Genomic DNA, 24118 nt, shown 5'->3' with positions numbered 1-24118 from the left:
CGAGTGACGCGCCCGTCCGATCCCGGACCGCCGTCACTGCGCCGGACGGGCTATGTTTTGCCCAGGTTCGCTCCCGGTAGAAGACTGGCTTTGTCGGAAGTTTCGGATGCGCGCGTGGCTTCTGGGAGGCGTCATGTTCGTACGCACGGTTTACGCGACCGGCGATCCCGCCAACATCGACAGGGCCATCGAGGGGCTCAGCACTGAGGGCCGGGAACTGCTCGAGCAGCAGCCAGGATTCCGCGGCTTCGGGATCTTCGTGGACCGGGAGCTCGGAAAACTGCTGGCGGTGAGCTGGTGGGAGTCCGAGGAGGCCCGGAGGAACAGCGACGAGGCATTGCGTGAGCGGCGAGCGGCGCTCCTGGAGCCGTTCGCGGCGACCACAACGACTGACAATTTCGAAGCGGTGGTCTTCCACCCGATCCGGCAACCGGAGGCGGAAGCCGGGCTGCGGGTCACCCGGGTGGAGTTCGACCCCTCGGACGCGGATCTGTTCACCGATACGTTCCGGGCTTCGGTGGTCCCGAGGCTCGAGGCGCTCCCCGGACTGGCCAGAGCATCCCTCCTGATCGACCGGGACCGGGGACGCGGGCTGGTCGGCGCCCTGTTCACCGACCGCGAATCCCTTGCCGCGTCCCGCGCCGGCCAGGCGGCAGCCAGGCATGAGGGTGCTGCCAAGGCCCATGTCACCGTGACCGGGCTGGAAGAGTTCGAGGTCGTTTTCGCCGACGTGCGCGCCGACTGAGACGACGGCGGTTCCGAGCCGGGAAGGCGGTATCGGCCAAGCACAGCGCCGTGAGCGGTGCACACCATCCCTGCCATACTGTTCCGACCAACGCCATGATCGCGACGTACTCCGTCCATGGCCGCGTATGTCTGCCTGACCGTCCTGCTCGCCCGAGAACTGGCCCGAGAACTGGACGTGGGGAAGCCAGAAACGGCCGTGGGACTGCGGCGGTTAGGGAGGCCCGAAGCCTCCTCGCTGGGGTGGAGTCGGGTGGCTCGGCCTCTTCCGGGCCGTATGGGCCGTACCCTTCATGGTGTCTATGGCGTCACATAGCGGGCGCCGAACCACTGGAGGCAACACCTCGTGCTGATTGCTCAGCGTCCGTCCCTGACCGAAGAGGTCGTCGACGAGTTCCGCTCCCGGTTCGTGATCGAGCCGCTGGAGCCGGGCTTCGGTTACACCCTCGGCAACTCCCTTCGCCGTACCCTCCTCTCCTCGATCCCGGGTGCGGCGGTCACGTCCATCCGCGTCGACGGTGTCCTGCACGAGTTCACCACCGTGCCGGGCGTCAAGGAGGACGTCACCGACCTGATCCTCAACATCAAGCAGCTGGTCGTCTCCTCGGAGCACGACGAGCCGGTCGTGATGTACCTGCGCAAGCAGGGCCCGGGTCTGGTCACCGCCGCCGACATCGCGCCCCCGGCCGGTGTCGAGGTGCACAACCCCGACCTCGTCCTCGCCACGCTCAACGGCAAGGGCAAGCTGGAGATGGAGCTGACGGTCGAGCGTGGCCGCGGTTACGTCTCCGCCGTGCAGAACAAGCAGGTGGGCCAGGAGATCGGCCGTATCCCGGTCGACTCCATCTACAGCCCCGTGCTGAAGGTCACGTACAAGGTCGAGGCGACCCGTGTCGAGCAGCGCACCGACTTCGACAAGCTGATCGTCGACGTCGAGACCAAGCAGGCCATGCGTCCGCGTGACGCCATGGCTTCGGCCGGCAAGACCCTGGTCGAGCTGTTCGGTCTGGCCCGCGAGCTCAACATCGACGCCGAGGGCATCGACATGGGCCCGTCCCCCACGGACGCCGCCCTCGCCGCCGACCTGGTACTGCCGATCGAGGAGCTCGACCTCACCGTCCGGTCGTACAACTGCCTCAAGCGTGAGGGCGTCCACTCCGTGGGTGAGCTCGTGGCTCGTTCCGAGGCCGACCTGCTCGACATTCGTAACTTCGGTGCGAAGTCGATCGACGAGGTCAAGGCGAAGCTGGCCGACATGGGCCTGGCTCTCAAGGACAGCCCTCCCGGATTCAACCCGACCGCCGCCGCTGACTCCTTCGGCGCTGGCAATGACGGGGACGGGGACGCGGGCTTTGTGGAGACCGAGCAGTACTGAACGCAGCTGAACCAATCAGCTGGGCCGTTGTTCCCCCGCGACGGTGGCTCCGCGGATTGAGTACGCGGTCGCCGCCATCGAGCGGGGGACGAACGACAGCTGTTCTGTGGCCGGCCTCGGGGTCACCGCAGATGGTGTGAACGGGATGCGCTCATGCGCATCCCGGCCGAGCGGGGACGAGCGCTCGCTGCGGGGGTGACACCGCGCAGGGGGCTGTGCTTGCGAGCGCAGCCCCTCGTCGGCGCCCGTCGACCGTCCTCACGCCCTCACGCCCTCGCTGTCAGTGCCCGGAGAGCTCGCGTGGTCCGGTTCCGTACATCGCAAGCGCCGGAGAGGTGCGGTGCCGGACCACGCGACCCGGGCGGGTGTTCACGGGCCGGGGTCACGGCCCCGGTCCTGGATCCGGCTGCACGGCCTCGGTGATTCCGGCCCGGGCCGCTTCGAGTTGAGCGGCGAACGCGATGCCGAGGAACAGCGCCACGCCGGTCAGGTTGGCCCACAGCAGCAGGGCGACGAACGCCGTCAGCGGTCCGTACACGGCGCCGAATGATCCGCTCTCGGCAACGTAGAGCGACAGCAGCCACGTGGCCGTGATCCACAGGACCAGGTGGACCGCCGAGCCGAACGCGAGCCATGTGTAGCCCGGCTGGTCCCGGCGCGGAGCCCAGCGGAAGATCACCGCCGACGCGACCCAGGCGAGCACCACCCCCAGGGGCACTTCGAGGGGCCTCCACCAGTCGAGCAGTTCCCGGGGCCAGCCGAGGGCCTCCACCACCGCGTTCCCGACGGCATCCCCCGCGACGAGCACGAGGAACCCCAGGACCATCGGCATGCCCGCCGCGAGGGCGAGGAGCAGGGACCGCCCGTACTTGGCCAGGAACGGCCGGTCGCGTTCGATGCCGTAGATGCGGTTGGCGCCCCGCTCGACCTGCGCCATCGCCGAGGCGAGGTTGAGTACGGCGAAGGCCAGTCCCAGCCACATGGCGACGGCGTTCCAGACTCCGGATCCGGCGCTGCGCGCGGTGGCGTCCAGAGCGTCCTCGACCAGACCCGTGCTGGCGCCCGGCACGATCTGGCCCAGGGTGAGTTCGATGATCCGCCCCACGCTCTCCGTGTGCACGGTGGTGGCCACGCCGACCAGCGCGATGGTGAACGGCACCAAGCCCAGGACCACTTGGAACGCGAGCGAACGGGAGTTGGTGAAGCCGTCGGCGTAGCGGAACCGGGCGAACGCGTCGAGGAGCAGTCGGCGGCCTCCGTAGTGCCTCAGCGCGGTGAGCGCCTCGTCTCCGGAGAGCTCGTCCCCGATCATGTCCCGCGTCTGCGGGACGTGCACAACGGTCCCCATCGAGAACGTCTCCTCCTGTCGTTCGTACGGCCGGACGAAGAACACGATCTTGCCGCGGGAGAACCGTACAGCCGAACGACTACGGCGGTCGGCCGTCAGGTGGACCAAGGGGCGCCGCCACACCCATGGCCGCCAGTCCCGCTGGTGCGGTGGGACGGAGGAGTGGGCGCAAGAGCCACCGGACCGCGCGCACCGCCCGCCGAGGGGCAACGAGGATGACTCGAACGGAGTCCTCTCAGGCCGTGGACGCTTGCCGGGCTCCGAGCACGGCCTCCAACTGCCCCAACGGATCCCCTCCCACGAAGCGCAGGACGATCGTGTCCGCGCCGGCCGCCGCCAGTTCGCGGATGCCGTCGGCGGCCCGGGCGGCGTCGCCGGACACGGTGAAGACCTCCTCCTGAGGGCGGCCCAGCCAGGCGCCGTGGCCCTCGGTGTGGGGGTGGAGGGTGCGGGCCACCTCGTCGGGGTCGTCGCCGACGCACGTGAAGGCGAAGACGGTCAGGGTGTGGTCGGCAGTGGCGCCGCCCTTGATGGTCAGCTCACGGATGTGTTCCAGATCGCGCGGACCGTGGCCCTCGGCGATCAGCGTGCCATCGGCGACCCGGCCGGACAGTTCGAGGGAGCGGGGGCGCACCACTCCCGCGACGACCGGCGGGACCTCGGTCGGCGGATGCACCAACTTGACTCCGTCCAGCCGCACTTCACGTCCCGTCACTTCGACGCGCTCACCTCGCAGCAGCGCGCGCACGGAGGTGATCGTCTCCTCCAGCAGAGCCAGCGGGGAGCGGGGTGCGACACCGACCTGGACCATCCACTCCCGCACGCCGTGTCCGATGCCGGCCACCAGCCGACCGGGGAACGTCCGGGCCAGCGTGGCCAGTTCCATCGCCAGCAGCGCCGGGCTGCGCAGCGGGGCCGGGGTGATGCCGATGCCCACCCGCAGGCGGTGTGTCGCGCCCAGGGCCACGGCCGCCGCCGACACGCCGCCGTTCCAGCCGAGGTCCTCCACCACCCACAGGTCGTCCACACCCAGCGCCTCGGCCCGCCGCGCGAACTCGGGCAACCCCTCTGGGGCCCAGTCTCGGTCGTACATCACACCGATCCGTACGTTTGTCATGTGGGGAACCTATGCGGCGACGACGGCCTGATCAACGGCGTATCCCACCTGGCGAACGACGGCCGGGCGCCCGACGATGGCGCGGACCTCGCCCCCCGAGCAGGCGCGATTGGTGGGCGGGGGCGGCCGCATTGCCCGGCAACCGGTCGAGCACTGCGGTGCGGGTGAGACGCGCCCCGGGCACCCCGTCGGCATGGAGTCCCCGGGCGCGACGCCTACGGCGAGGGCCGAGTCAGTGGTAGGTGTGGACGACGGCGTGGCCCTTGCCGCGGCCGATCATCCACTTGTTGACCGGGGTGGTGATCAGGAAGGCGACGGCGAAGCCTCCCAGGAGGGCGGACCAGAACAGCCCGTCGGACAGGTGGGCGTCCATGGCGCCGGGGACCAGGGCGATGATGCCGTTGTCGACGAGCTCCATCACGGCGATGGACACCGTGTCGGCGGCGAGTGCGACCTTGATCGCCGTCCGGAAGGCCAGGCCGACCCGGAGGACCGCGAACAGTGTGAACGAGTAGCCGAACAGGAAGGCCAGCACGATTGCCAGCACCATGGTCTCGACGTTGCCCCACAGCAGGGCGGTGCCGATGACCATGCCGAGGATCTCACCGATGGCGCAGCCGGTCAGACAGTGCAGCGTCGCTTTCACCGCCGTGGACCAGGACGCCGCCGACGCTGGCTGGCCGTGGTGCCCGGGGTGATGCTGGTGTTGGGTGCCGTGCGTGCCGTGCGTGCTGTGATCCATGACCGTCATATCCCCCTTCCAGTCCCAGTGTGACCCGCTCCGCCGGGCCTCACGTGCCCCCTAACCGTATACCCGGGTGGGGTATTCCCTGCAGAGTGATCGACAGAATTTTGGATGATCTGCCCGGCCATCGTCTTGGCCGGCGGGTAGGAACCGTCGGCCTGCTCGGTCCTGGCCATGGCGACCGCACCCTCGTGGTGCTCGATCATCATCTCCGCGAAGGCGACGTCGGCGGCGTTGTGCGCCGCTCCATATCCGCAGGAGCTGCAGTTCGGAAAGGTCAGGCGGCGCCCAGCCCCGCACGACCTACGCCAGTGCGTGCATGCCCAGGATCCCCGCCAGCACCGTCAGTACCAGCAGCCAGTGGCGGAGGGACCCGGGCAGCGGGTCGACGCGCGACCGGGGGCGGTTTTGTCAGGTCCCTTGCAAAGGTCCGGACCAACTGCTATTTCCCTTCTGTTAGGAAAGTTTCCTACCAGTTGGTCGATCAGTCCATCCACAGGTCCGATCGAGAATCGTCGATTCTCGTCACAGACCGTCAGGAGTCCCCCATGAGACCGGCACGATCCGTTCTGCTCGTCGCCGCGCTGCTCCTTCTCGGCCTTGTCCTGATCCCGGGAACCGCACAGGCCGGCCCCGCTGCCCCCACTCCCCTTCCGGCGGCCGTGGCCCCGTCGGCGGCCACACCGGTCGCCGCCAACGGACAGCTCGTGGTCTGCGGCACCAAGCTCTGCAACCAGCAAGGAAAAACGATCCAGCTCCGGGGTATGAGCACACACGGTCTGCAGTGGTACAGCCAGTGCGTCACCAACGGCTCGCTCAACGCGCTCGCCACCGACTGGAAGGCGGACGTACTGCGCATCTCCATGTATGTCCAGGAGGGCGGCTACGAGACCGATCCGCGCCGCTTCACCGACCTCGTTCACTCCGCCATCGAGCAGGCCACCGCCCGCGGCATGTACGCCATCGTCGACTGGCACATGCTCGACCCCGGCGACCCGCACCAGAACCTCGCCCGCGCCAAGACCTTCTTCTCCGAGATCGCCCAGCGCCACCGCGACAAGAACAACCTGCTGTACGAGATCGCGAACGAGCCCAGCGGGGTGAGCTGGTCCCGCATCAAGAGCTACGCCGAGCAGCTCATCCCCGTCATCAGGGCCAAGGACCCCAACACCCCGATCCTGGTCGGCACCCGCGCATGGTCCTCGCTCGGTGTCTCGGAGGGCTCGAACGAGTCCGAGGTGGTCAACAACCAGGTGAACGCGGCCAACATCATGTACACGTTCCACTTCTACGCGTACTCGCACCGGGACGAGTACCTGCAGACGCTCACCCGCGCGGCCGACCGCATACCCGTCTTCGTCACCGAGTTCGGCACCCAGAACTACGCGGGTGAGGGCGCGAACGACTTCACCATGTCGCAGCGCTATCTCGATCTGCTGGCGGCCAAGAAGATCAGCTGGGTCAACTGGAACTTCTCCGACGACGAACGCACCGGCGCCGTGTTCAAGCCGGGCACGTGCGCCGGCAACGGTCCGTGGACCGGTACGTCCTCCCTCAAGCCCTCGGGTGTCTGGATCCGCGACCGCATCAGGACGACGGACGACTTCTGACCGGAGGGGAGAGGAAGGGTACGACGGGAGCGGCGCACCGGCGCCCAGGGCCCGCTCCCGTCCACGCCCGCCGACGCCCGCCGACGCCCGCCCTGACCGGCGTACGCGTCTGGTCAGCACTCATTGCCCGCCCACGCGACCCTCTTGCGAGGGCAGGTGGGGCACAACAAAGCTTGCGGGGCTCTTGCTTCCCACCTGTGATGTGGAGTCTCGCCCATGCCCCGCCTGATTCCGGACACCCGGCCGCAGCGCGTCCTCGCGGCCTCGAACTTCGTCTACACCATTGGCAACGGCCTCTATCTGACTGCCGGAGTGCTGTACTTCACCCAGGCGGTTCACCTTCCGGCGGATGACGTGGGACTCGGCCTCGGCTTAGCCGGTCTTGTCGCACTGGCCCTGGGTGTCACGGTCGGTCATCTGGCGGACAGATGGGGAGCGCGCGGCGTCTATACGGTCACCCTGGCGGTCCAGGCACTGGCCACGGCCGGCTTCGTGATGGCGGACGCCTTCTGGCCGTTCGTCCTCGCGGTCTGCGCGGCGGCCGGGGCGAAGACGGCCGGGACCGCCGCCCGCTCCCCGCTCATCAGGCACTACGGAGGGGACCGGCCACAGGAATTCCGGGCCTATCTCCGTGCGGTGACCAACCTCGGCATCTCCCTCGGTGCCGTGCTGGCGGGCTGGGTGGTTCAGGTCGGCACGCTCACCGCCTATCAACTGATGGTCATCGGCAACGCGATCGCCTTCGTGGTCGCCGCGGTGATCCTGGTCCTCCTCCCGCCGGTCGCACCGGTCCCCGCCCTCGGCGGCCCCCGCTGGACCGCCGTCCGCGACCGCCCTTACCTGCTGCTCACCGCCCTCGACGGCATCATGGCCGTCCAGTTCAAGGTTCTCACCGTGGGCATCCCGCTCTGGCTCGTCGGTGCCACCACCGCCCCGCACTGGCTCATCTCAGGCACGATTCTCACCAGCACCGTCATCGTCATCGCATTCCAGGTGCGAGCGAGCCGCAGCATCGTTTCCCCAGCGGCCGGCGGAAACGCCTACCGCAGGGCGGGCGTGGCCTTTCTCGTTTCCTGCTCACTGATCTCGCTGGCCGCCGGCATACCGGCGTGGGCTGCCGGGGCACTGCTCATCACCGCGGCGGTGATCCACACAGTCGGCGAACTGTGGTACTCCGCCGCGGGCTTCGAGGTGTCCTTCGCCCTCGCCCCCCGGCATGCCACCGGCCAGTACCTGGGCGTGTTCGGCCTGGGCGCGGGACTGGCCGACGCCCTCGGGCCGGCTCTGATCATCTCGCTCTGCATCACCTGGGGCCGCCCCGGGTGGTACGTCGTGGGAGCGCTGTTCGCCCTGACGGGCCTGGCGGCGCCGCTCGCCGTCCGCTGGGCGCAACGTCGGCAGGACGCTCGGAAGACGCGGCCCGAACCTGCGGAGAACGCGTCAGCCGCCTGACCCGCCCGAGGAAACAGCTCAGCCTCTGTGCCGGATGCCGCCCGGGAGGGCCGGATCACATCGCTCAGCGGGCGACGAGGCGCACAGTGGCGTGTGCCGGTCCGTTCACCGTGATCGAACGCAGCGGCTCCACGTCTCCGGCCGGTTCGATGACGGTGACCAACTCCGCGAGCGTCTCCAGGAGCATCCGCATCTGGTGGCGGGCCATGGTGCTCCCGATGCAGACGTGCTCGCCGGTACCCAGGGCCAGATGGCGGTTGGGCCGCCGGCCGAGGTCGAACCGTTCGGGTTCCGTGAACACCGACTCGTCCCGGTTGGCCGAGGGGATCCACAGCACGACCCGGTCCCCGGCGGCGATGCGCCGACCGTGGATGACGGTGTCCGCCGTGGCCGTCCGCATGCTGTGCGTGGCGCTGCTCGTCCACCGCAGCACCTCCTCCGCCGCGGTCCTCGACAGTTCGCCGTCCCGCTCCCGCACCAGCCGCTGCCACTGCTGCGGATGGGCGGCGAGGGCGAGGATCCCCGAGGCCATCGACAGGCCCGCGTTCTCCGACGCTCCGACGAGGTTCTCGCAGCCCAGCAGGATCTCGGTCTCGGTCAGCAGCTCCCCCTGCACCTCGTTGTCGACGAACATGCCCATCGCGTCGTCCGCGGGCCGCTCCATCCGCGCGTACATCATGTCGATGAAATAGCGCATCAGCGGGAGGTGGCTGGTGAGGGGTTTGCCGGACTCGAACGCCTCCGTGGTCCACGCCAGAAGCCGCTCGCGGTCCTCCGGCGGCACACCGAGCAACCTGCCGATGTTGTGGCTGGAGAGCCGGGCTCCGATGTCGTGGACCACGTCGCAGGTGCCCGACTCGACGGCACGCGTCACCACGGAGCGGATCTCGGCGCGCATCTCGCCCGCCAGGGAACGGGCGCACCGTTCGCTGAACCGGTCGGCCACCTGCCCGCGCAGGGCGCGGTGCCTGGGCGGATCGGTCAGGGCCATGGTCAGACCGCTGCCGGGATCCTGCCCCAGATCCGTCGGCCGCAGCAGGACACCCTGCGCCGAACTGAAGACGGCCGGGTTCTGGTACACGTCCCGTATGTCCTCGTACCGGGTGAGCGACCAGAAGCCCGGCAGGGCGCCCGGTTCGTGCCAGTGGACCGGGGCGTGGTGTCTCATCCAGGACCACAGCTCGTGCACCTCGCCGGAGGCGTGCAGATCCGGGTCGACGACGTCGGCAGGGGTGAAGGCGATGACGGTCATGACGGGGCTCCCTCGGCGATCAGGGCAAGACGGTCGTGGAAACCGTCGAGCAGCTTCTGCGCGGTGGCCGCAGCGACGGCGTCACGCCGGAACGAGAGCACCACGTCGAGCACGCCGTCCTCGTCCGGCCATACCTCGAGGTGCAGCTCCAACGGCAGGTCGGCGTACGGCTGGCGCAGATGCGCGGCGACGACACCGGGCAGGTCGAGCCGGGGCGGGGCGTTGTCCTGGAGGGCGAAAAGGGACTGGAACACCGGCGGCCGCCCGGGCGTCGCCGTCCCGACGCCCTGCGCGACGGCCGTGAAGGGGACATCGCTGCGGCCGAAGGCCCGGTGGATCGCTCTCCCGGTCTCGCGGATGCCGTCCTCGCCACCGCCCACCGCGTGACCGCGCAGGCGCACCGGCACCATGTTGATCAGGCAGCCGACGGCCTGCTCCAGTTCCGGGACGGTGCGCTCGGCGACGGGCACGCCCACCGCGAAGTCCCGCTGCCCGCAGACCGCGGCCATGGCGTCCGCCCAGGCCGACAGGACCACCACGAACCGGCTCGCTCCGAGCGCCGCGCCCCGTGCGTCGAGACACGCCGTGACGGCCTTGGGAACGGACAGGTCGAGATGCCCCGTGCCCGTCTCCCCGGGGCCGGGCCGTCCGGGCCAGCGGATCTGGGGCACGTCCTGGAACTCCTCCCGTACCCGCTGTGTCCGCCCCGCCGAGTCCGTCGCGGCCGTGGCCGCCGTCGTCAGCCGGGCCCGCTCGGCCAGGGTGGGCGGGGCGGTTCGCGGCTCCCGTCCGGCGTAGGCGTCGGACAGGTCACGCGCCAGGACGGATTCCGACCGGCCGTCGAAGACGATGTGGTGAACCAGCACCCCGAACAGCCAGCCGCCCCCTTCGGTCACCGGCACCAGCGCGGTGCGCCACAGGTCGGCGTCCTGAGGTTCCAGGGGCTCGTCGAAGAGCCGGCGCAGCGCGAGGACCGCCTCGTCGACGGTCGGCCGGGCGTCCAGGAGTTCCAGGGGCGGGGCGGAGACGTCGGTGACCTCGGCATGGGGCCGGGGATCCGCTCGGAAGGCCGTGCGCAGCAGCTGGTGCCGCTCGTGGACGCGGGCGACGGCCGCCTCCAGGGCGTCCTGGTCGAGCCGGCCGTCCAGGTGCCACGTCATCAGGCAGTACGCCGACCGGTCCTGCGGCGTCGTCAGATGACGGGTGAGGAAGACCAACTCCATGGCGGTCAGCGGGATGTCACCGGTCGGCGGCGGTACGGCGTTCGTGCCGGGCGCCGACCGCAGCCAGGATCCGAGGCGTTCGGCCGACGTGTGCTCGTACAGGCTCGACAGGGGAACCGGCCGCCCCGCCCGCTTGCCGATACGCGCGCAGGCACGGGCGGCCTGGAGTGAGGAGCCTCCCCACTCGAAGAAGGACGTGTGCGGTGGCACGGCCGGTCTGCCCAGCACGGCGGCGAAGACCTCGGCCACCATGCGGACGAGCGGGTCGCCGATGGGGCCCTGGTGGCTCTCGACCGGCGCCTCGGGCAGGCTCGCCAGCAGGGCCCGATCGTCCAGCTTGCCTCTGTCGGTCAGGGGGAAGGAGTCGACGAAGGCGACGTCGACGGGGCGTTGGTAGGCGGGCAGATGGCGGGCGAGGATCGCCGGTACCTCCGGCGGTGCTCCGCCGGTCCGGGTCGGCACGCAGAAGGCCACCAGGTCGAAGACGCCGTCGAGTTCGTTCCAGCGAGGGACCACCCGGCAGTCGGCGACGTCCGGGACCAGGCGCACGATCTGCCGCTCCACCTCGGCCGGTTCGACGCGGTTGCCCCGGATCTTCACCTGCCGGTCGATCCGCCCGCGGAACTCGACGATCCCGTTCTCGTCGCGGACGCCCATGTCTCCGGTGCGGTACAGCCGGACCTGCTCACCGTCGATGTCGACCTGCGTGAACTTCTCGGCGGTGAGGGCCGGTTCTCCGAGGTAGCCGTGGGCCAGGCCGTCGCCCGCGACGCAGATCTCGCCCGGTTCCCCGGCCGCGCAGGGGCGGTTGCCCTGGAGGACGAAGACGGAGGTTCCGGGCACCGCTCGCCCCAGCGGGATGCCGCCGGGGCGGGCGCAGTCGGCGGCGGTGATGTGGTGCGTGGTGGTGAACACCGTGTTCTCGACGGGACCGTAGCCGTTGATCAGGGCCGTGTCGGGGAACCGGTCGAGGAAGCGGCCGACGTGCCGCGCGGACAGGCGTTCACCGCCGACCATGACCTGGGACAGGCCGCTCATCGCCGTCAGGTCCTCGTCGACGATCAGGTTGAACAGGCTGCTGGTCAGCCAGGCCGTGTTCACTCCGTGGTCGGTGACCATCGTACGCAGGGCCTCGGCCGTCAGGAAGGGCTCGTCGATCAGGACGCCGGTGCCGCCGTTGTACAGCGCGGCCCAGAGTTCGAGGGAGAACGCGTCCCACGGCAGCGCCGCCGCGAGGGGGATCACCGTGTCCCGGTCGAAACGCGTGAAGGTGCCGGGCCGGAAGAGCCGTGCCGTCGCCCGGTGCGGGGTGCTCACTCCTTTGGGCCGTCCCGTGGTGCCCGAGGTGAAGAACACACAGCACGCGTCGGAGCCCCGTACCGTCACCGCGGCGCGTGCGGGGCCTTCCCCCGTGTCGTCCTCGGCCGCTGTCCACAGCGGCGCGGGCAGCTCCGCCCTCGTGCCCGGTCGGGCGACGACGAGGGGTGGCCGGAGTTGTCCGACCACCGCGTCGAGACGGGTGAGCGGCCAGTCCGGATCGAGCAGCGCGTATGCGGCGCCGAGTTTGAGAACGGCCAGCAGAGTGACGACCAGGTCGACGGAGCGTGGCATCAGGATCGGCACCACATGACCCTGTTCGACACCGGCGGCGGCGAGCCGGTCGGCTAATTCCTCGGCGCGGGCGTCCAATTCACCGTACGACATCCGGGTGTACCGAGCAATCAGGGCTGTGCGGCGCGGCTGAGCGCGCGCCTGTGCGGCGAAGACGTCATGCAGTCCCTCCCCCGGTGATTCATTCGACTGCAACTCGTCGACTCCCTTCGCAATCAGGAGCGTATGACGTTGCCATGTCTGATCGTTTCCTGCCAACCTCCTTTTCTCGAAAAGGGGTTGAGCCCGACTTCATCATGAATATGATCACGGGGCGACACGGCATCAGCGCAGCATGAGATGGAATATCCGATTTCCAACGGCATGATGGGGGACGTTGTGACGAGTCGGGATCGCTCCTTGGACGTCGCGGTCACGGGTATGGCAGCGCGGTTACCGGGCCCCCGCGGAATCGACGACTGGTGGGATTCCCAGCTCCACGGCAGCGTGCACAGCAGGAGATACACGCGGGAGGAGCTGGTCGCGGCCGGAGTGCCCGCCGCGTTGGCGGCCGACCCGGACTACGTGCCCGTACGCGGCCATCTCGACGACTGGGACCGCTTCGACCACGACTTCTTCCAGATCCGGGGGCGCGAGGCCGAACTCATGGACCCTCAGCATCGCTGGATGCTGGAGGTGGCCTGGAACGCCCTTGCGGACGCGGGGATTCCGCCCCGGGACGACACGCTGGTGACCAGCGTCTACGCGTCCATGACGGGCAGCGGCTACATGCGTGCGATGGTCCGCGGCGGACACCTCGATCCGGGCCTGCTGGACGACGTGATCCACGGTACCGAGCCGGACTTCATGGCGAGCCGCGTGGCCTACAAACTCGGTCTGACCGGACCCGCGTTCGCCGTGCAGACGGCCTGCTCCTCCTCACTGGTTGCCGTACACCTGGCGGTGCAGGCGCTGCTCAGCGGCGACTGCGACCAGGCCCTCGTGGTGGGGGCCGGTTTCGGATACCCGCAGGCGGGTCATCTGCACCAGCCGGGCGGCGTGCTGTCCGCCACGGGTGCGTGCCGCCCGTTCGACCGGCACGCGGACGGGGTGATCGCCGGGTCCGGCGCGGGTGCCGTGGTGCTGCGCCGCCTGTCGGACATCACCGAGGACGACCCCGTGCCGTACGGCGTCATCCTGGGCTCCGCGATCAACAACGACGGGAACACCAAGGCCGGTTACTACGCACCGTCCGCCGCGGGGCAGGAGCGGGTCATCGGCGCGGCGCTGAGCGCGGCCGAGGTCGACGGCGGGTCGATCGGCTATCTGGAGGCCCACGGCACCGGCACCCGCATCGGGGACCCGATCGAGTGGACGGCGGCCGGCTCCGCGCTGCGCAGGGCGGGAGCCGGGCAGGGCAGTGTGGCGGTGGGCGCCTTGAAGGCCAGCATCGGCCACCTGGACGCCGCCGCGGGAGTCGCCGCGCTGATCAGGGCCCTGCTGGTGGTGCGCAGCGGTGTGATCCCGCCCGTCGCGGGGTTCACCGCGCGCAATCCCCTGTTGGAGACCGAGAACTGCCCCCTGTACATACCCACCGAGGCCGTCCCCTGGGCCGGGGAGCGTCCGCGACGCGCCGGGGTGAGCGCGTTCGGTATCGGCGGCACCAACGCGCATGTCGTGATCGAGCAGGCGCCGCCTCGCGAGCCGACCGCTCCCGCCCACGCCCACGCTCCCGCTCCCGCCCCCGAGATGCGGGCGCCGCGCGAGCGCCTGGTGCTCCTGTCGGCGGCGGATCCCGAGGCACTCGACCGCGTGGCCGACGCTCTGGCCGTCCACCTCAGGACCCACGACCCGGATCTCGGCGAAGTCTGCGGCACCCTGGTCAACGGCCGCCCGGTCCTGGGTGAACGCCTCGCGGTCACGGGTCGGACGAGCGCCGAGGTCGCCGAACGCCTCGCCGGCCGGTCCGGGGTGTCCCGGGGCACCGCGCCGGTGACGGGCCCCGCCCCGGTGGTCTTCCTCTTCCCCGGCGGGGGCACTCAACGGCCGGCCATGGCCGAGCCCTTCACCGTGCTCCCCGGGTTCCGCCGGGCGCTCGACCGGTGCCTCGCGGCGTTCGTCTCTCCGCTGGCGGAGCGGATCCGGCAGGCGCTGTTCGACCCGGACTTCCCCGCCGACGAGCTGAACCGGCCCGGACTGGCGCAGCCGTCTCTCTTCGCCGTCGGCCACGCGGCGGCGACCGCACTCATGGACCTGGGGGTCCGGCCGGCCGCGGTGTGCGGACACAGTTCCGGCGAGATCACCGCGGCCGCCGTCGCCGGAGTCTTCGGCCTGGAGGATGCGGCCACGTTCATCGCGGCGCGCGGCCGGGCCATGCAGGACTGCCCGGAGGGCGCGATGCTGGCCATCGGGGCGGAGGTGAAGCAGGCCCTCGCTCTCGCCGAGGAGTGGGGTCTCGACCTCGACGTGGCCGCGGTCAACGGCCCGGACTCCTGCGTGCTGGGAGGGCCGGTCGATGAGGTGGAGGAATACCTGCGGCGCGTCGGCGACACCTGTTTCGTACGGCGCCTGCGCTACACCCACGCGGGCCACTCCCGTCTGATCGAGCCCGCGCTGCCCGCGCTCACCGAGGCGATGGCGCGGATCGGGCTCCGGCCGCCGGCCCTGCCGATCGCGCTCAACGTGTCCGGTCGGGTCGTCGCGGCCGGTACCGCCCTGCCGCGCGACATGTTCGTCACTCAGGTACGGCAGTCCGTGCTGTTCGGCGCCGCCCTCGACTCGCTGGCCGAACATGTGCCGGGCGCCCTGACCGTGGAGATCGGTCCGGGGCGGCCCCTGTCACCGATGGCTGAGGCGGCCGGTTTCCCCGTGGTCGCTCTGGACCAGGGCAGGGACGCGCCGGGGGCCGCCGCGCTGGGTGGCGTCGGCGCACTGTGGGCCGTGGGACAACCGATCGCGCCGGACGGGCTGACCGGCGGCGGCCGTAGGGCCAGGCTGCCCGGCTACCCGTTCTCGGGACCGCGCTCGGTGGCCCCGGAAGCGCTCGCCTCGCCCGCGACGGACCCGAGCCGCTCTCCGGTCGTCACGCCACTGCCGGAGCAGCGGAGCCAGGAGCCGGAACCCGACAGCACGGCTCCGGTCGACCCGGCGGAGGGAGTGACACGGATCTGGGCGGAACTGCTCGGCCGGGACGATTTCCCGGCGGCCGCCGACTTCTTCGCCGAGGGCGGGGACTCCCTGCTGATCACCCGGCTGATCCGCAGGGTGAACAGCGAGTTCGGCATCCGTGTCCCCGTGCGCGAAATGCTGGCCCGACGTACGTTGAACGGCCATATCGCGGTGGTCCGCCGGATCCGGGACGAGGCGGACAAGCAGGAAAAAAATGACCGTTAATCAGCAGCCCTCTTCAGTCGGCAAATAGGGTTCTATCGTGCCCTCGCGGTACGGATTACTTAATTCCGCTTCCGTTGGGAGCGCATGGGACGGACCGCTCGCACTGATCCATTGCGTAAATCAATCCGCCCTCCTAGGATCACACCACCACGACGCGGTAAACGGGGTGCTTTTCTCATGTCGTCCTTACCATCCGTGAATTCCTCTCCGTCCGGGCGAACCGCCTCGGCAATCGGCGAACCACTGCCGGAAGACACGCTCGTTCCCGCACACGAAGTGGTGGCCCGCCTGGCCGCCGACCAACCCGCGGCGGTCGCCGTGCGCTGCGCCGACATCGCCGTCACCTACGGTGAGCTGATCTCCTGGTCCCGGCAGTTGTCCCACCGCCTCGCCGCAGCCGGGGTGGGCGCCGGTGACCGCGTCGCCCTCCTCACGGAGCCCTCCGCCGCGATGATCGCGTCCGTCCTCGGCGTCCTCGGCGCGGGCGCCGCCTATGTGCCCATCGATCCGGCCCAGCCGGATGCCCGTGTCGCCACGATCCTCCACGACGCACAGGTGAAGGCCGTCATGACGACGGCACACACGCGGCATCGGGTGGCCGGCTCCCAGGTGCCCGTCGTGACGGTCTCGAACGTCCCCGGCGAGGAACCGGACGCCGCGACCTACGACTCCTTCGCGACCGCGGTCGGCCCGGCGGATCCGGCCTACCTCATCTACACCTCGGGCAGCACGGGCGAGCCCAAGGGCGTCATCGTCGAGCACCGCAATCTCGCCGCCTCGACCCGGGCCCGCCTCATGGTCCACCCGGGGAACCCGACCTTCCTCCTGACGTCACCGCTGGCCTTCGACTCGTCGGTCGCCGGGATATGGGGGACCCTCCAGGCGGGCGGCTGCCTGGTCGTGGCGTCCGCCGACGACCTGCGTGACCCCGATCGGCTGGTGTCCCTCATCAGCCGCCATCGCGTGAACCGCATCCTGTGCGTGCCCACTCTGTACCGGCTGCTGCTCGACGCCGCCGAACGCGTCGGCAACGCTGCGCTGGCCTCCCTGCGGCAGGTGATCGTGGCGGGCGAGGCCCTGCCGCAGTCGCTGGTCGACCGACATTTCGCGGCCCACTCCCCCGGAGTGGACCTGATCAACGAGTACGGTCCGACCGAGACGACCGTGTGGGCCACCTTCCACCGCTTCGTCGGCGTCGAGCCGGTCAGCATCGGCGGCCCGATCCCCGGCGCCCGGCTCTACGTCCTCGACGACGAGTTCCAGCCCGTGCCTCCGGGCGCGGAGGGCGAGTTGTTCATCGGCGGGCCCGGGGTGACGCGTGGTTACTTCGGCCGTCCCGAGGCCACGGCCGCGGTCTTCCTCGACGACCCCTTCGCCGTCGAGCCCGACGCGCGCATGTACCGGACCGGTGACATCGTGCGCCGGAACGCGGACCACCGGCTGGACTTCGTCGGCCGCAAGGACGACCAGATCAAGGTCCGCGGCCACCGCGTGGAACTCGGTGCGGTCGAGTCGACGCTGCGCCCGCTGGAAGGCGTCGAGGAGGCGGTCGTCCTGCCCGACGCACGGGGATCGGGCCTGATCGGCTTCGTCGCCTCGCGGGAGGGCACGGACCCGATCGCGCTGCGCCGCGCCCTCGCGGAGAAGCTGCCGCCCGTGATGGTGCCCGGCGAACTGCGCGTCCTGCCGGAACTGCCGCGCAGCCTCAACGGCAAACTCGACCGCGCGCTGCTGCGCACGCTCGCCGCGGAGCCGCTCGCCGCCCGGCCCTCGGCCGTGCCCCCCGCAGTCGACGCGCTCACCGCCCAGGTGACCGCCGCCTGGGCGGAGGTGCTCGGCGTGGCCACGGTGCCGCTGGACGTCAACTTCTTCGATCTCGGCGGCAATTCGCTGGCCATGTTCACGTTGCAGGATGCCCTGGAGCAGCACTGCGGGCTGCGGCCGTCGGTCGTCGCCCTGTTCCAGGAAACCACCGTGGCAGCACAGGCCGCGCTCATCCGCGCCACACGCGAGCAGGGGGAGGACACCGTGCCGTCCTCCTCCGCCGAGGCTGCCCGCAGGGCCCGTACGGCCAGGCTTCGCCAGCAGCGCGCGCGGAAGGGAGCCCGCCAGTGACCGCGCACGCCTCGCGCTGGCTGGCGCGCGACACCGCCCGGCCCGAGGCGCGGGTGCGTCTGGTGTGCTTTCCGCACGCCGGCGGGTCGGCCGGCTTCTACCGTTCCTGGGGTCAGTCTCTGACCGAGGTGGAGGTCCACGCCGTCCAGTACCCGGGGCGCGCCGACCGGTTCGACGAGGAACCTCCGCACGACCTCGTCCGGCTCGCCGCCGACATCGCCGACGCGCTCGAACCGCTGGCGGATCTCCCCCTCGCCTTCTTCGGACACAGCCTGGGCGCTCCCATAGCCCTGGAGACGGCACGCGCGCTGCAGCGCCGGGGCATCGACATCGAGCACCTGTTCGCTTCGGGCTCCCGTGACGCCCCGCTGCCCACCGGCCTGGTCGCCGAGGACGACCCCGACCAGCTACTCGAGGACCTGGTCAGGATGGGCGGCACCGACGCGGAGATGGCGGCCGACCCGATCTTCCAGGAGGTGGTCCTGCCCTATCTGATCGCCGACGGTCGCATGTTCCACGACTACGACATGGCGCCCGAGCCGTTGCTCACGTGTCCCGTGACCACCATCGTCGGCGACCAGGACGACGACGCGGACCGCCGCCCGTGGAGCGAGTTGAGCACGGCGCCCGTCCAGGAGGTCGGCGTTTCCGGGAACCATTTCTACCTCATCGCCGAACCGCCCTACTCCCTCCTGCGTAAAACTCTCTCGGACCCGCGACCCGGTTCCCGCTGAATGGAGAGATGGGTCAAAGCAATGCTGGAAAACGCAAAGATCTGAACATCAAGGCGTGATAGCGTGCCCGGAGTTGACGGGGAGGGGCATTTGTTGATCGACATCGACATGGGCTCGGTGTTCGCGGAAGTCAACGAATTACGGGGAGAGCTCGGCCGACGTTCCTCGTTCCGTGAGGCGGAGACCCTCAAGGAGTTGGCCCGCCGGATCGAAGGGTCCGACCACTTACGGCGGCAGCCGATAGTCCAGGCCTTTCTCGAGGACCTCCGCACCTTCACTCCCGGATCCAGGCTGCGGGCCACGAAGTACCACATCAACAGCCGTCGGGACAACCACATCTTCTCGTTGTTCGACGCCTCGTACTTTCCGTCCCTGTCTCTCGACTACCTCACCTACGAGGTCCTGCCCACCGATCCGCACCTCGCCGAGCGGTACGCCAGCAACACCGCTCCGGTCACCATCACGGGGCAGTCCGACGGGTTCGCGTCCCGTGCGGTGGTGGCGCTCTTCCCGGAGAACCACTTCGACGGAATTCAGGATCCGGACGATCTCATCTTCTACTTCATCGACAAGTTCGTCGAGCGGCACAACCGGATCACCCGGAAGATGATCGACGCGGTGATGGCCGAGGGAAGCTTCCCGCTCATTCAGGGAGCGACGGACAAGCAAGTGGAGCAGGCCTCTTCCTGGTGGGTGAGACTGCACGAATACCACCACCGGCAGGGCGACATGCCGATTCCCGAATTCCTGTCGGCCAAGAAGTACAAACCCTTGGCAGGACTCGAAGAGCTGCGCGTGGACGTCTCCGCCATGCTGGTCCTGCTGAACGACGCCAAGCTCCCCCGTGAGCAGGCGCGGACCGCGTACGAGTACATCCTCGCCGAGCGGCTGCTGCGCTACGCCGTCGAGGGCATCCCACGGCCCAACTACGACGCCGTCGCCTCTCAGCTGCTCTTCGGGTACCTGAGCGAGCACGACGGCATCCGGGTGGCCGACGGCGTGATCGAGCTGAGCCCGGACATCCCGGTGGTCCTGGCGCGGTTCCTCGGCGCGATCCAGGACATCGAGCGCAAGATCCACGAGGAGCCGGTCGCCGCCGTCCGTCAGCGGCTGCTGGATTTCACCAACCGGTACACGCATTACGATCCCGTGGCCCGCGACTACCGCTACCTCCCGTTCTTCGCCGACGTGAAAGAACGACTGGGCGTCTAGCGCCCGGCGGCGAATCTCCCCATTCAGCGAATTTCGTCATACTCACACTTCTCTGGAGTGATCGTGACTGCTGCAACCGAGTTCTCCCACGCCGACCGGACCGAACTCGACGAGCGGGTGGACAAGGAGATCGACAGGGCGCGACTGCGGCGGGCGGACAACACTTTCTTCGGCACCGCACGCACCGTCGAATCGGTCTCCCCGCAGGCCGCGCTCGCCATAGGGGTGTGGTGGCGGTCGATGACGAAGAGCTTCATGTTCAGCACCCTCGCCGGAATGGGCGAGATGGCCCGGGTGTTCTCGGCGCAGGACGCGCCGACGCACGACATCCTGGGCGCCTTCCAGACGGTCTACCGGGTGATCGGTGACGACCTGGACAACGCGGCCCCGGAGTTCCGGGCCGTGGCGCCGCGCGGTCCGGCCGGCATCCACTACGTGTGGTGGGAGGACACCATCGTCGCTCCGCTGGCGGCACGACTGGGAGAGGACGACCTGCGGGCGGCGGCGAAGCTGCCCGAGGGCATCACCGACCTGCTGGCGAACATGGACCGGCTCGCGAGCTCCCCGCTCGGGGCGGCGATCCAGCTCCGGGTGGTGGAGACCATCGCGCTGGACATCGCTGTGGCCTTCCGGCGCCTGTACGCGAAGGTCTCGGTGGAGGGAGAGCGGGTCTTCGGCGAGAACGACCAGTTCGCCTGGATCGACTCCCACATCAAGGCGGAGACCGTGCACGCGGCGCAGGTCAGCGACGACGAGACCGGTATGACCTCGGTGGTCACGGACCCGGCGCAGGCTGCCGAGTTCCTCGTCCTGGTCAGGGAGTACTCCGATAACTGGTCCCGCGCTCTCGCATGCTTCGCGGACTGCCTCACCGGCGTCCCGTCGGAATCCGCCGGGTCCTCAGGGGCGGCGGCATCCGTCGGCGCGGGTGCCTGACCTGCCCGGCTCATGGAGATCGTGGACCGCTACGGCCTGGCACTCGCCCTGATCGAAGCCGCGGAACTGGCCGAGGAACCCTGGGCCAGAACGGATCAGTACATCGACGTCGTCAGACTGCAAAATCCCCCGGCCGGGACCTGGGACGAACTCGCGCGCCGGGGGTTCATCCGCAAGCCGTCCCTCCTGACCTGGGTGGCCGAGCTGGGCGCGGACGAGGACGGCTTCCTGGCGGGCCTCGACCGCTCGGCGCGCCAGACCGTCCGGCGCGCTCAACGCCAGGCGGCCGCGGCCGGTGTGCGCGAGACGATCGAGGACCCGGTGTCACCGGCCACGCTCGACCGGTTCCTGGCGCTCTACCAGGAGCGGGTGGCCGAGATGCGGTTCGGCGTCCCGTTCGCGCTCGACCACCGGGACGCCGTCCTGCACGGGCCGCGGAAGTTCTTCGGGGTCTTCGCGTACGACGGGGAGGAGCTGGTCGGCGGCTGCCTCGCGCTCGAATGCCCGGCGGTGAACACGCTGGTGCTCCGGTTCTCCGCGGTGAGCGCGGCCTACCGGCGGTCCAGTCTTCCCCGCGTCCTCTACTTCTCCATGCTGCGGGCGGCCCGGGCCAGGGGGTATACCCGGGCGACGCTGGGAAACGAGCCGAATCTGATGGGCCATCTGACCCAGCCGGGACTGCTCCGATTCAAGACGGGGCTGGGGTTCCGCGCGGTTCCCTCACACGAGTGCGCCGATCCCCAGGCCGCCGACGAGGCCGATCTCGTCCTGCGTCTGAAGGCCCTCAGCGATCCGACCCTCATCCTCGGGTACGCCGGGCGTCGGCTCGCGGCGCATCTGATCAGCGAGAAACCGATGGAGGCGGCTCAGGCGCAGCTGTACACCGCGCCGTTCCTGGAGCCGACGACCGTCCATCACCATCCGGCGTGGACGGACTGACCCCGGCGCCTCAGGCCACGGGCACGACCGGCGCGACCATCCGGTCGGGATCCCCGCCGATCAGGGAGTCCCGTACGAGACGGCCGATCTCGTGCGGGCTGCCCAGCTCGACGGCGCTCACCGCGTCCAGCCGTGCCAGTTGCTCTTCCGTGAGCGTGACATCGAGGGACGTGAGGTACTCCTCGAGCTGGGCCTCGTTGCGCGGGCCGATGACCGGCACGAACGCGGTGGTCGACCGCGCCGCGCGGCCGCGCAGCCAGGACAGCGCCACCTGGAGCGCCGAGAGTCCGGTCTCCTCGGCCACGGCGAGGACGGTGGTGACGACCGCCTCGATCTGATCGGTGTCATTGCGCGGGTGGCGGCGGTTCTCGTCGCTGACCCAGCCCGCCTCCGTACGCCGGTACTTGCCGGTGAGGAGTCCGCCGCCCAGCGGTGACCACAGGGCCGCACCGAGGCCGAGCGACTCCGCCATGGGCAGCAGTTCGCGTTCGCCGGTGCGGTTGACCAGGTTGTACTCCGTCTGGATGCCGATGACGGGGGCCCAGCCGCGGAGTTCCGCGATCGTCACGGCCCGGGAGACGCGCCAGGCGGGGAAGTTGGAGAGACCGGCGTAGAGGATCTTGCCGCTGCGCACGAGCTGGTCGACGGCGGTCAGGATCTCCTCGGCGGGGGTGAGCGTGTCGGGGAAGTGGGCCCAGTACAGGTCGATGTGATCGGTCCTCAGGCGTTTCAGGCTGGACTCGACGGACCGGATCATGTTCTTGCGGCTGTTGCCGGTGTTGGAGATGCCCGGACGGGAGGAGTCGCTGTTGGTGAACTTCGACGACAGGACGAAGTGGTCGCGGTCGGCGGCGAGGAACTCGCCCAGCAGCTTCTCCGACTCGCCGAACTGGTAGCAGTCGGCGGTGTCGATGAAGGTGCCGCCCGCCTCCGCGAACCGGTCGAAGACCTTGCGGGCGTCCTCGCCCCCGGCGCCGTCACCCCGTCTGGCCCACATCAGTCCGGCGGCCTCGGGATGTGCCCCGACGCCCGCGCCGAAGTTGGCCGTACCGAGTGCGAACTCCGACACACGCAGCCCGGTGTTCCGGCCGAAGGTCATGTAGCGCATGGCTCTCCTGAGTGCTGGCGAGTACTGGGCCGGTGGGGATGGAGACAGCTAGGCGGAGGTCTTCGCCTCGACCCAGTCGAAGACACCGCCCAGCACCTCGCGGTGCTGCTCCCTGCCCAGCATGGAGAGGTAGCCGGGGACCGGATTCACTTCGAGGATCACATAGCCGTCCGGGGCGGGAAGGATGTCGAGGCCGGCCAGCGTGATGCCCATGGCCCGGGTGGCGCGCAGCGACAGCTCGACGAGTTCGTCGGGAGCCTCGAACCGCTCGAAGGTCGCGCCCTCCATCGTCTTGCAGCGCCAGGAGCCCGGCGCCGGAAGCTTGAGCATGTTGATCGGGGTGGCCTCCCCCGCGACCGTGATCCGGTACTCGCCGCCCGACGTCGGATAGAAGCGCTGGCAGACCAGGGTCGGATAGCGGGACAGCAACTCCTCGGCGACGGCCTTGTCGGCCGCGAAGTCGGCGACGCGTTCCACGTCGGTGCCGCGATAGCCGAAGGAGGGCTTGAGGATGACCTCGCCCCACTCCTGGCAGGCCTCCTCGACGTCCGCGAGCGAGGTCGCCGAGCGGATGGGCGGCACGGGCAGTCCGGCGGCGGCCAGCCGCTGGGCCATCAGGAACTTGCTGTATCCCGTCACCCAGACGTCAGCCGGGTCGAAGAGCCGCAGGCCGGGCACGTTGCTGAGCATGGTCAGCCGTTCGACGCGGTCCTGCCAGTCGTCGCCGTACAGCTTGGAGCGGTTGATGACGGCGTCGAAGGCCTCCGCGGGCTCCCCACCGAGGGTGAGTGCCACGCCGGACGGGTCGGGGCGATAGGCGATCTCCTCGAGTGTGAAGAACGACATTTCATGCCCGCGCTCCCGGCCGTACTCCACCAGGCTTATGCCGTCGGGATCGATTCCCGAATAGTCCCAGCCGAGCAGGCCTACTTTCACCGTGCCTCCAGAGCTCTCGCGCATTGCCGTGGACAGAGCGGACGCCGTCGCAGCCTCACTCTCGCCGCCTCTGTCTGTCAAGTGGTTTATGGCTTACGCGCATTGAACGCCGATCACCTCAATTGGGGACACTGCACACGCTTTTGAACGAAAAGTGAGGGCACCGTGCGTCTGATAAACAGAATCGGATTTCCTCGTTCCGCCTACCGCGCTCTTCCTTCATCCTCTAGGCTCGGCCACTGGATTCGTGCTCGAGTATCAAGCTGGAAGTACGAAGAGCGGGGGCGCT

General features: G+C 69.6%; 17 protein-coding genes and 1 pseudogene. 10 read left to right on the top strand and 8 right to left on the bottom strand.

Annotated elements, in window-relative coordinates:
• Window positions 1–133: 133 nt before the first annotated feature.
• Entirely contained in the window at window positions 134–745 is a 612-nt protein-coding gene (locus JIX56_RS45550; RefSeq protein WP_257550067.1) for an antibiotic biosynthesis monooxygenase family protein, read from the top strand.
• 345 nt (window positions 746–1090) lie between these two features.
• Window positions 1091–2119 (top strand): DNA-directed RNA polymerase subunit alpha, encoded by a 1029-nt coding sequence (locus JIX56_RS45545; RefSeq protein WP_257550066.1) that lies wholly within the window; start codon window positions 1091–1093, stop codon window positions 2117–2119.
• Between the two features lie 382 nt (window positions 2120–2501).
• On the opposite strand, the gene JIX56_RS45540 is transcribed toward JIX56_RS45545, so the two are convergent.
• The 4 genes and pseudogenes from JIX56_RS45540 to JIX56_RS45525 form a co-directional block, all read right to left on the bottom strand.
• Entirely contained in the window at window positions 2502–3467 is a 966-nt protein-coding gene (locus JIX56_RS45540) for a YihY/virulence factor BrkB family protein (protein WP_257550064.1), read from the bottom strand.
• Window positions 3468–3702: 235 nt separating this feature from the next.
• Window positions 3703–4584, bottom strand: a complete 882-nt coding sequence (locus JIX56_RS45535; RefSeq protein WP_257550062.1) for an LLM class flavin-dependent oxidoreductase — start codon at window positions 4582–4584, stop codon at window positions 3703–3705.
• Between the two features lie 232 nt (window positions 4585–4816).
• Window positions 4817–5326 carry a DUF4396 domain-containing protein gene (locus tag JIX56_RS45530; protein WP_257550060.1) on the bottom strand — a complete coding sequence of 170 codons (510 nt, stop codon included), beginning with the start codon at window positions 5324–5326 and terminating at the stop codon, window positions 4817–4819.
• A 5-nt stretch (window positions 5327–5331) separates the two neighbouring features.
• Window positions 5332–5562 (bottom strand): annotated as a pseudogene (locus JIX56_RS45525) (DUF305 domain-containing protein); the annotation flags it as partial.
• A gap of 315 nt (window positions 5563–5877) precedes the next feature.
• On the opposite strand from JIX56_RS45525, the gene JIX56_RS45520 reads away from it, so the two are divergent.
• Both JIX56_RS45520 and JIX56_RS45515 read left to right on the top strand, forming a co-directional pair.
• On the top strand, window positions 5878–6939 hold the full coding sequence (locus tag JIX56_RS45520; protein WP_257550058.1) for a glycoside hydrolase family 5 protein: 1062 nt from the start codon (window positions 5878–5880) through the stop codon (window positions 6937–6939).
• A 216-nt stretch (window positions 6940–7155) separates the two neighbouring features.
• The gene (locus JIX56_RS45515; RefSeq protein WP_257550056.1) at window positions 7156–8391 is read left to right on the top strand and encodes an MFS transporter; all 1236 of its coding nucleotides are present in this window, start codon (window positions 7156–7158) and stop codon (window positions 8389–8391) included.
• A 64-nt stretch (window positions 8392–8455) separates the two neighbouring features.
• Here the strand turns inward: JIX56_RS45515 and JIX56_RS45510 are convergent, their stop codons facing one another.
• Both JIX56_RS45510 and JIX56_RS45505 read right to left on the bottom strand, forming a co-directional pair.
• On the bottom strand, window positions 8456–9643 hold the full coding sequence (locus JIX56_RS45510) for a cytochrome P450 (protein ID WP_257550054.1): 1188 nt from the start codon (window positions 9641–9643) through the stop codon (window positions 8456–8458).
• Window positions 9640–12672: an amino acid adenylation domain-containing protein gene (locus tag JIX56_RS45505; protein ID WP_257550052.1), complete on the bottom strand. Its 3033-nt coding sequence runs from the start codon at window positions 12670–12672 to the stop codon at window positions 9640–9642. Before JIX56_RS45505 ends, JIX56_RS45510 begins: the two co-directional genes overlap by 4 nt.
• Before the next feature lie 144 nt (window positions 12673–12816).
• Here JIX56_RS45505 and JIX56_RS45500 point away from each other — a divergent pair, with 144 nt between their 5' ends.
• The 6 genes from JIX56_RS45500 (at window position 12817) to JIX56_RS45475 (ending at window position 21785) form a co-directional block, all read left to right on the top strand.
• Window positions 12817–15849, top strand: a complete 3033-nt coding sequence (locus tag JIX56_RS45500) for a type I polyketide synthase (RefSeq protein WP_306819921.1) — start codon at window positions 12817–12819, stop codon at window positions 15847–15849.
• 276 nt (window positions 15850–16125) lie between these two features.
• Window positions 16126–17964: a non-ribosomal peptide synthetase gene (locus tag JIX56_RS45495; protein ID WP_257550050.1), complete on the top strand. Its 1839-nt coding sequence runs from the start codon at window positions 16126–16128 to the stop codon at window positions 17962–17964.
• Entirely contained in the window at window positions 17961–18698 is a 738-nt protein-coding gene (locus JIX56_RS45490; protein WP_257550048.1) for a thioesterase II family protein, read from the top strand. The genes JIX56_RS45495 and JIX56_RS45490 overlap by 4 nt, the downstream gene beginning before the upstream one ends.
• A 63-nt stretch (window positions 18699–18761) precedes the next feature.
• Window positions 18762–19910: a DUF6421 family protein gene (locus JIX56_RS45485; RefSeq protein ID WP_257550046.1), complete on the top strand. Its 1149-nt coding sequence runs from the start codon at window positions 18762–18764 to the stop codon at window positions 19908–19910.
• 63 nt (window positions 19911–19973) lie between these two features.
• Window positions 19974–20846, top strand: coding sequence for a DUF6202 family protein (locus JIX56_RS45480; protein WP_257550044.1), 873 nt, complete (start codon window positions 19974–19976; stop codon window positions 20844–20846).
• Between the two features lie 12 nt (window positions 20847–20858).
• The gene (locus JIX56_RS45475) at window positions 20859–21785 is read left to right on the top strand and encodes a GNAT family N-acetyltransferase (RefSeq protein WP_257550042.1); all 927 of its coding nucleotides are present in this window, start codon (window positions 20859–20861) and stop codon (window positions 21783–21785) included.
• Window positions 21786–21795: 10 nt separating this feature from the next.
• Here JIX56_RS45475 and JIX56_RS45470 read toward each other — a convergent pair whose 3' ends face one another.
• Both JIX56_RS45470 and JIX56_RS45465 read right to left on the bottom strand, forming a co-directional pair.
• Entirely contained in the window at window positions 21796–22893 is a 1098-nt protein-coding gene (locus tag JIX56_RS45470; protein WP_257550041.1) for an aldo/keto reductase, read from the bottom strand.
• A gap of 48 nt (window positions 22894–22941) precedes the next feature.
• On the bottom strand, window positions 22942–23829 hold the full coding sequence (locus JIX56_RS45465) for an ATP-grasp domain-containing protein (protein ID WP_257550039.1): 888 nt from the start codon (window positions 23827–23829) through the stop codon (window positions 22942–22944).
• Window positions 23830–24118 lie beyond the last annotated feature (289 nt).

Source organism: Streptomyces sp. CA-210063 (assembly GCF_024612015.1).
In the GTDB taxonomy this organism is placed as follows: Bacteria; Actinomycetota; Actinomycetes; order Streptomycetales; family Streptomycetaceae; genus Streptomyces.
Note: the sequence above shows the minus strand (reverse complement) of the source record. Positions and strands in the feature narration are given on the sequence as shown.

Excerpts from the sequence above, each read along its gene's own strand:
- JIX56_RS45540 (WP_257550064.1), bottom strand. The coding sequence starts at position 3,467 with ATGGGGACCGTTGTGCACGTCCCGCAGACGCGGGACATGATCGGGGAC.
- JIX56_RS45470 (WP_257550041.1), bottom strand. The coding sequence starts at position 22,893 with ATGCGCTACATGACCTTCGGCCGGAACACCGGGCTGCGTGTGTCGGAG.
- JIX56_RS45515 (WP_257550056.1), top strand. The coding sequence starts at position 7,156 with ATGCCCCGCCTGATTCCGGACACCCGGCCGCAGCGCGTCCTCGCGGCC.
- JIX56_RS45520 (WP_257550058.1), top strand. The coding sequence starts at position 5,878 with ATGAGACCGGCACGATCCGTTCTGCTCGTCGCCGCGCTGCTCCTTCTC.
- JIX56_RS45550 (WP_257550067.1), top strand. The coding sequence starts at position 134 with ATGTTCGTACGCACGGTTTACGCGACCGGCGATCCCGCCAACATCGAC.
- JIX56_RS45475 (WP_257550042.1), top strand. The coding sequence starts at position 20,859 with ATGGAGATCGTGGACCGCTACGGCCTGGCACTCGCCCTGATCGAAGCC.
- JIX56_RS45535 (WP_257550062.1), bottom strand. The coding sequence starts at position 4,584 with ATGACAAACGTACGGATCGGTGTGATGTACGACCGAGACTGGGCCCCA.
- JIX56_RS45510 (WP_257550054.1), bottom strand. The coding sequence starts at position 9,643 with ATGACCGTCATCGCCTTCACCCCTGCCGACGTCGTCGACCCGGATCTG.
- JIX56_RS45500 (WP_306819921.1), top strand. The coding sequence starts at position 12,817 with ATGGAATATCCGATTTCCAACGGCATGATGGGGGACGTTGTGACGAGT.
- JIX56_RS45530 (WP_257550060.1), bottom strand. The coding sequence starts at position 5,326 with ATGGATCACAGCACGCACGGCACGCACGGCACCCAACACCAGCATCAC.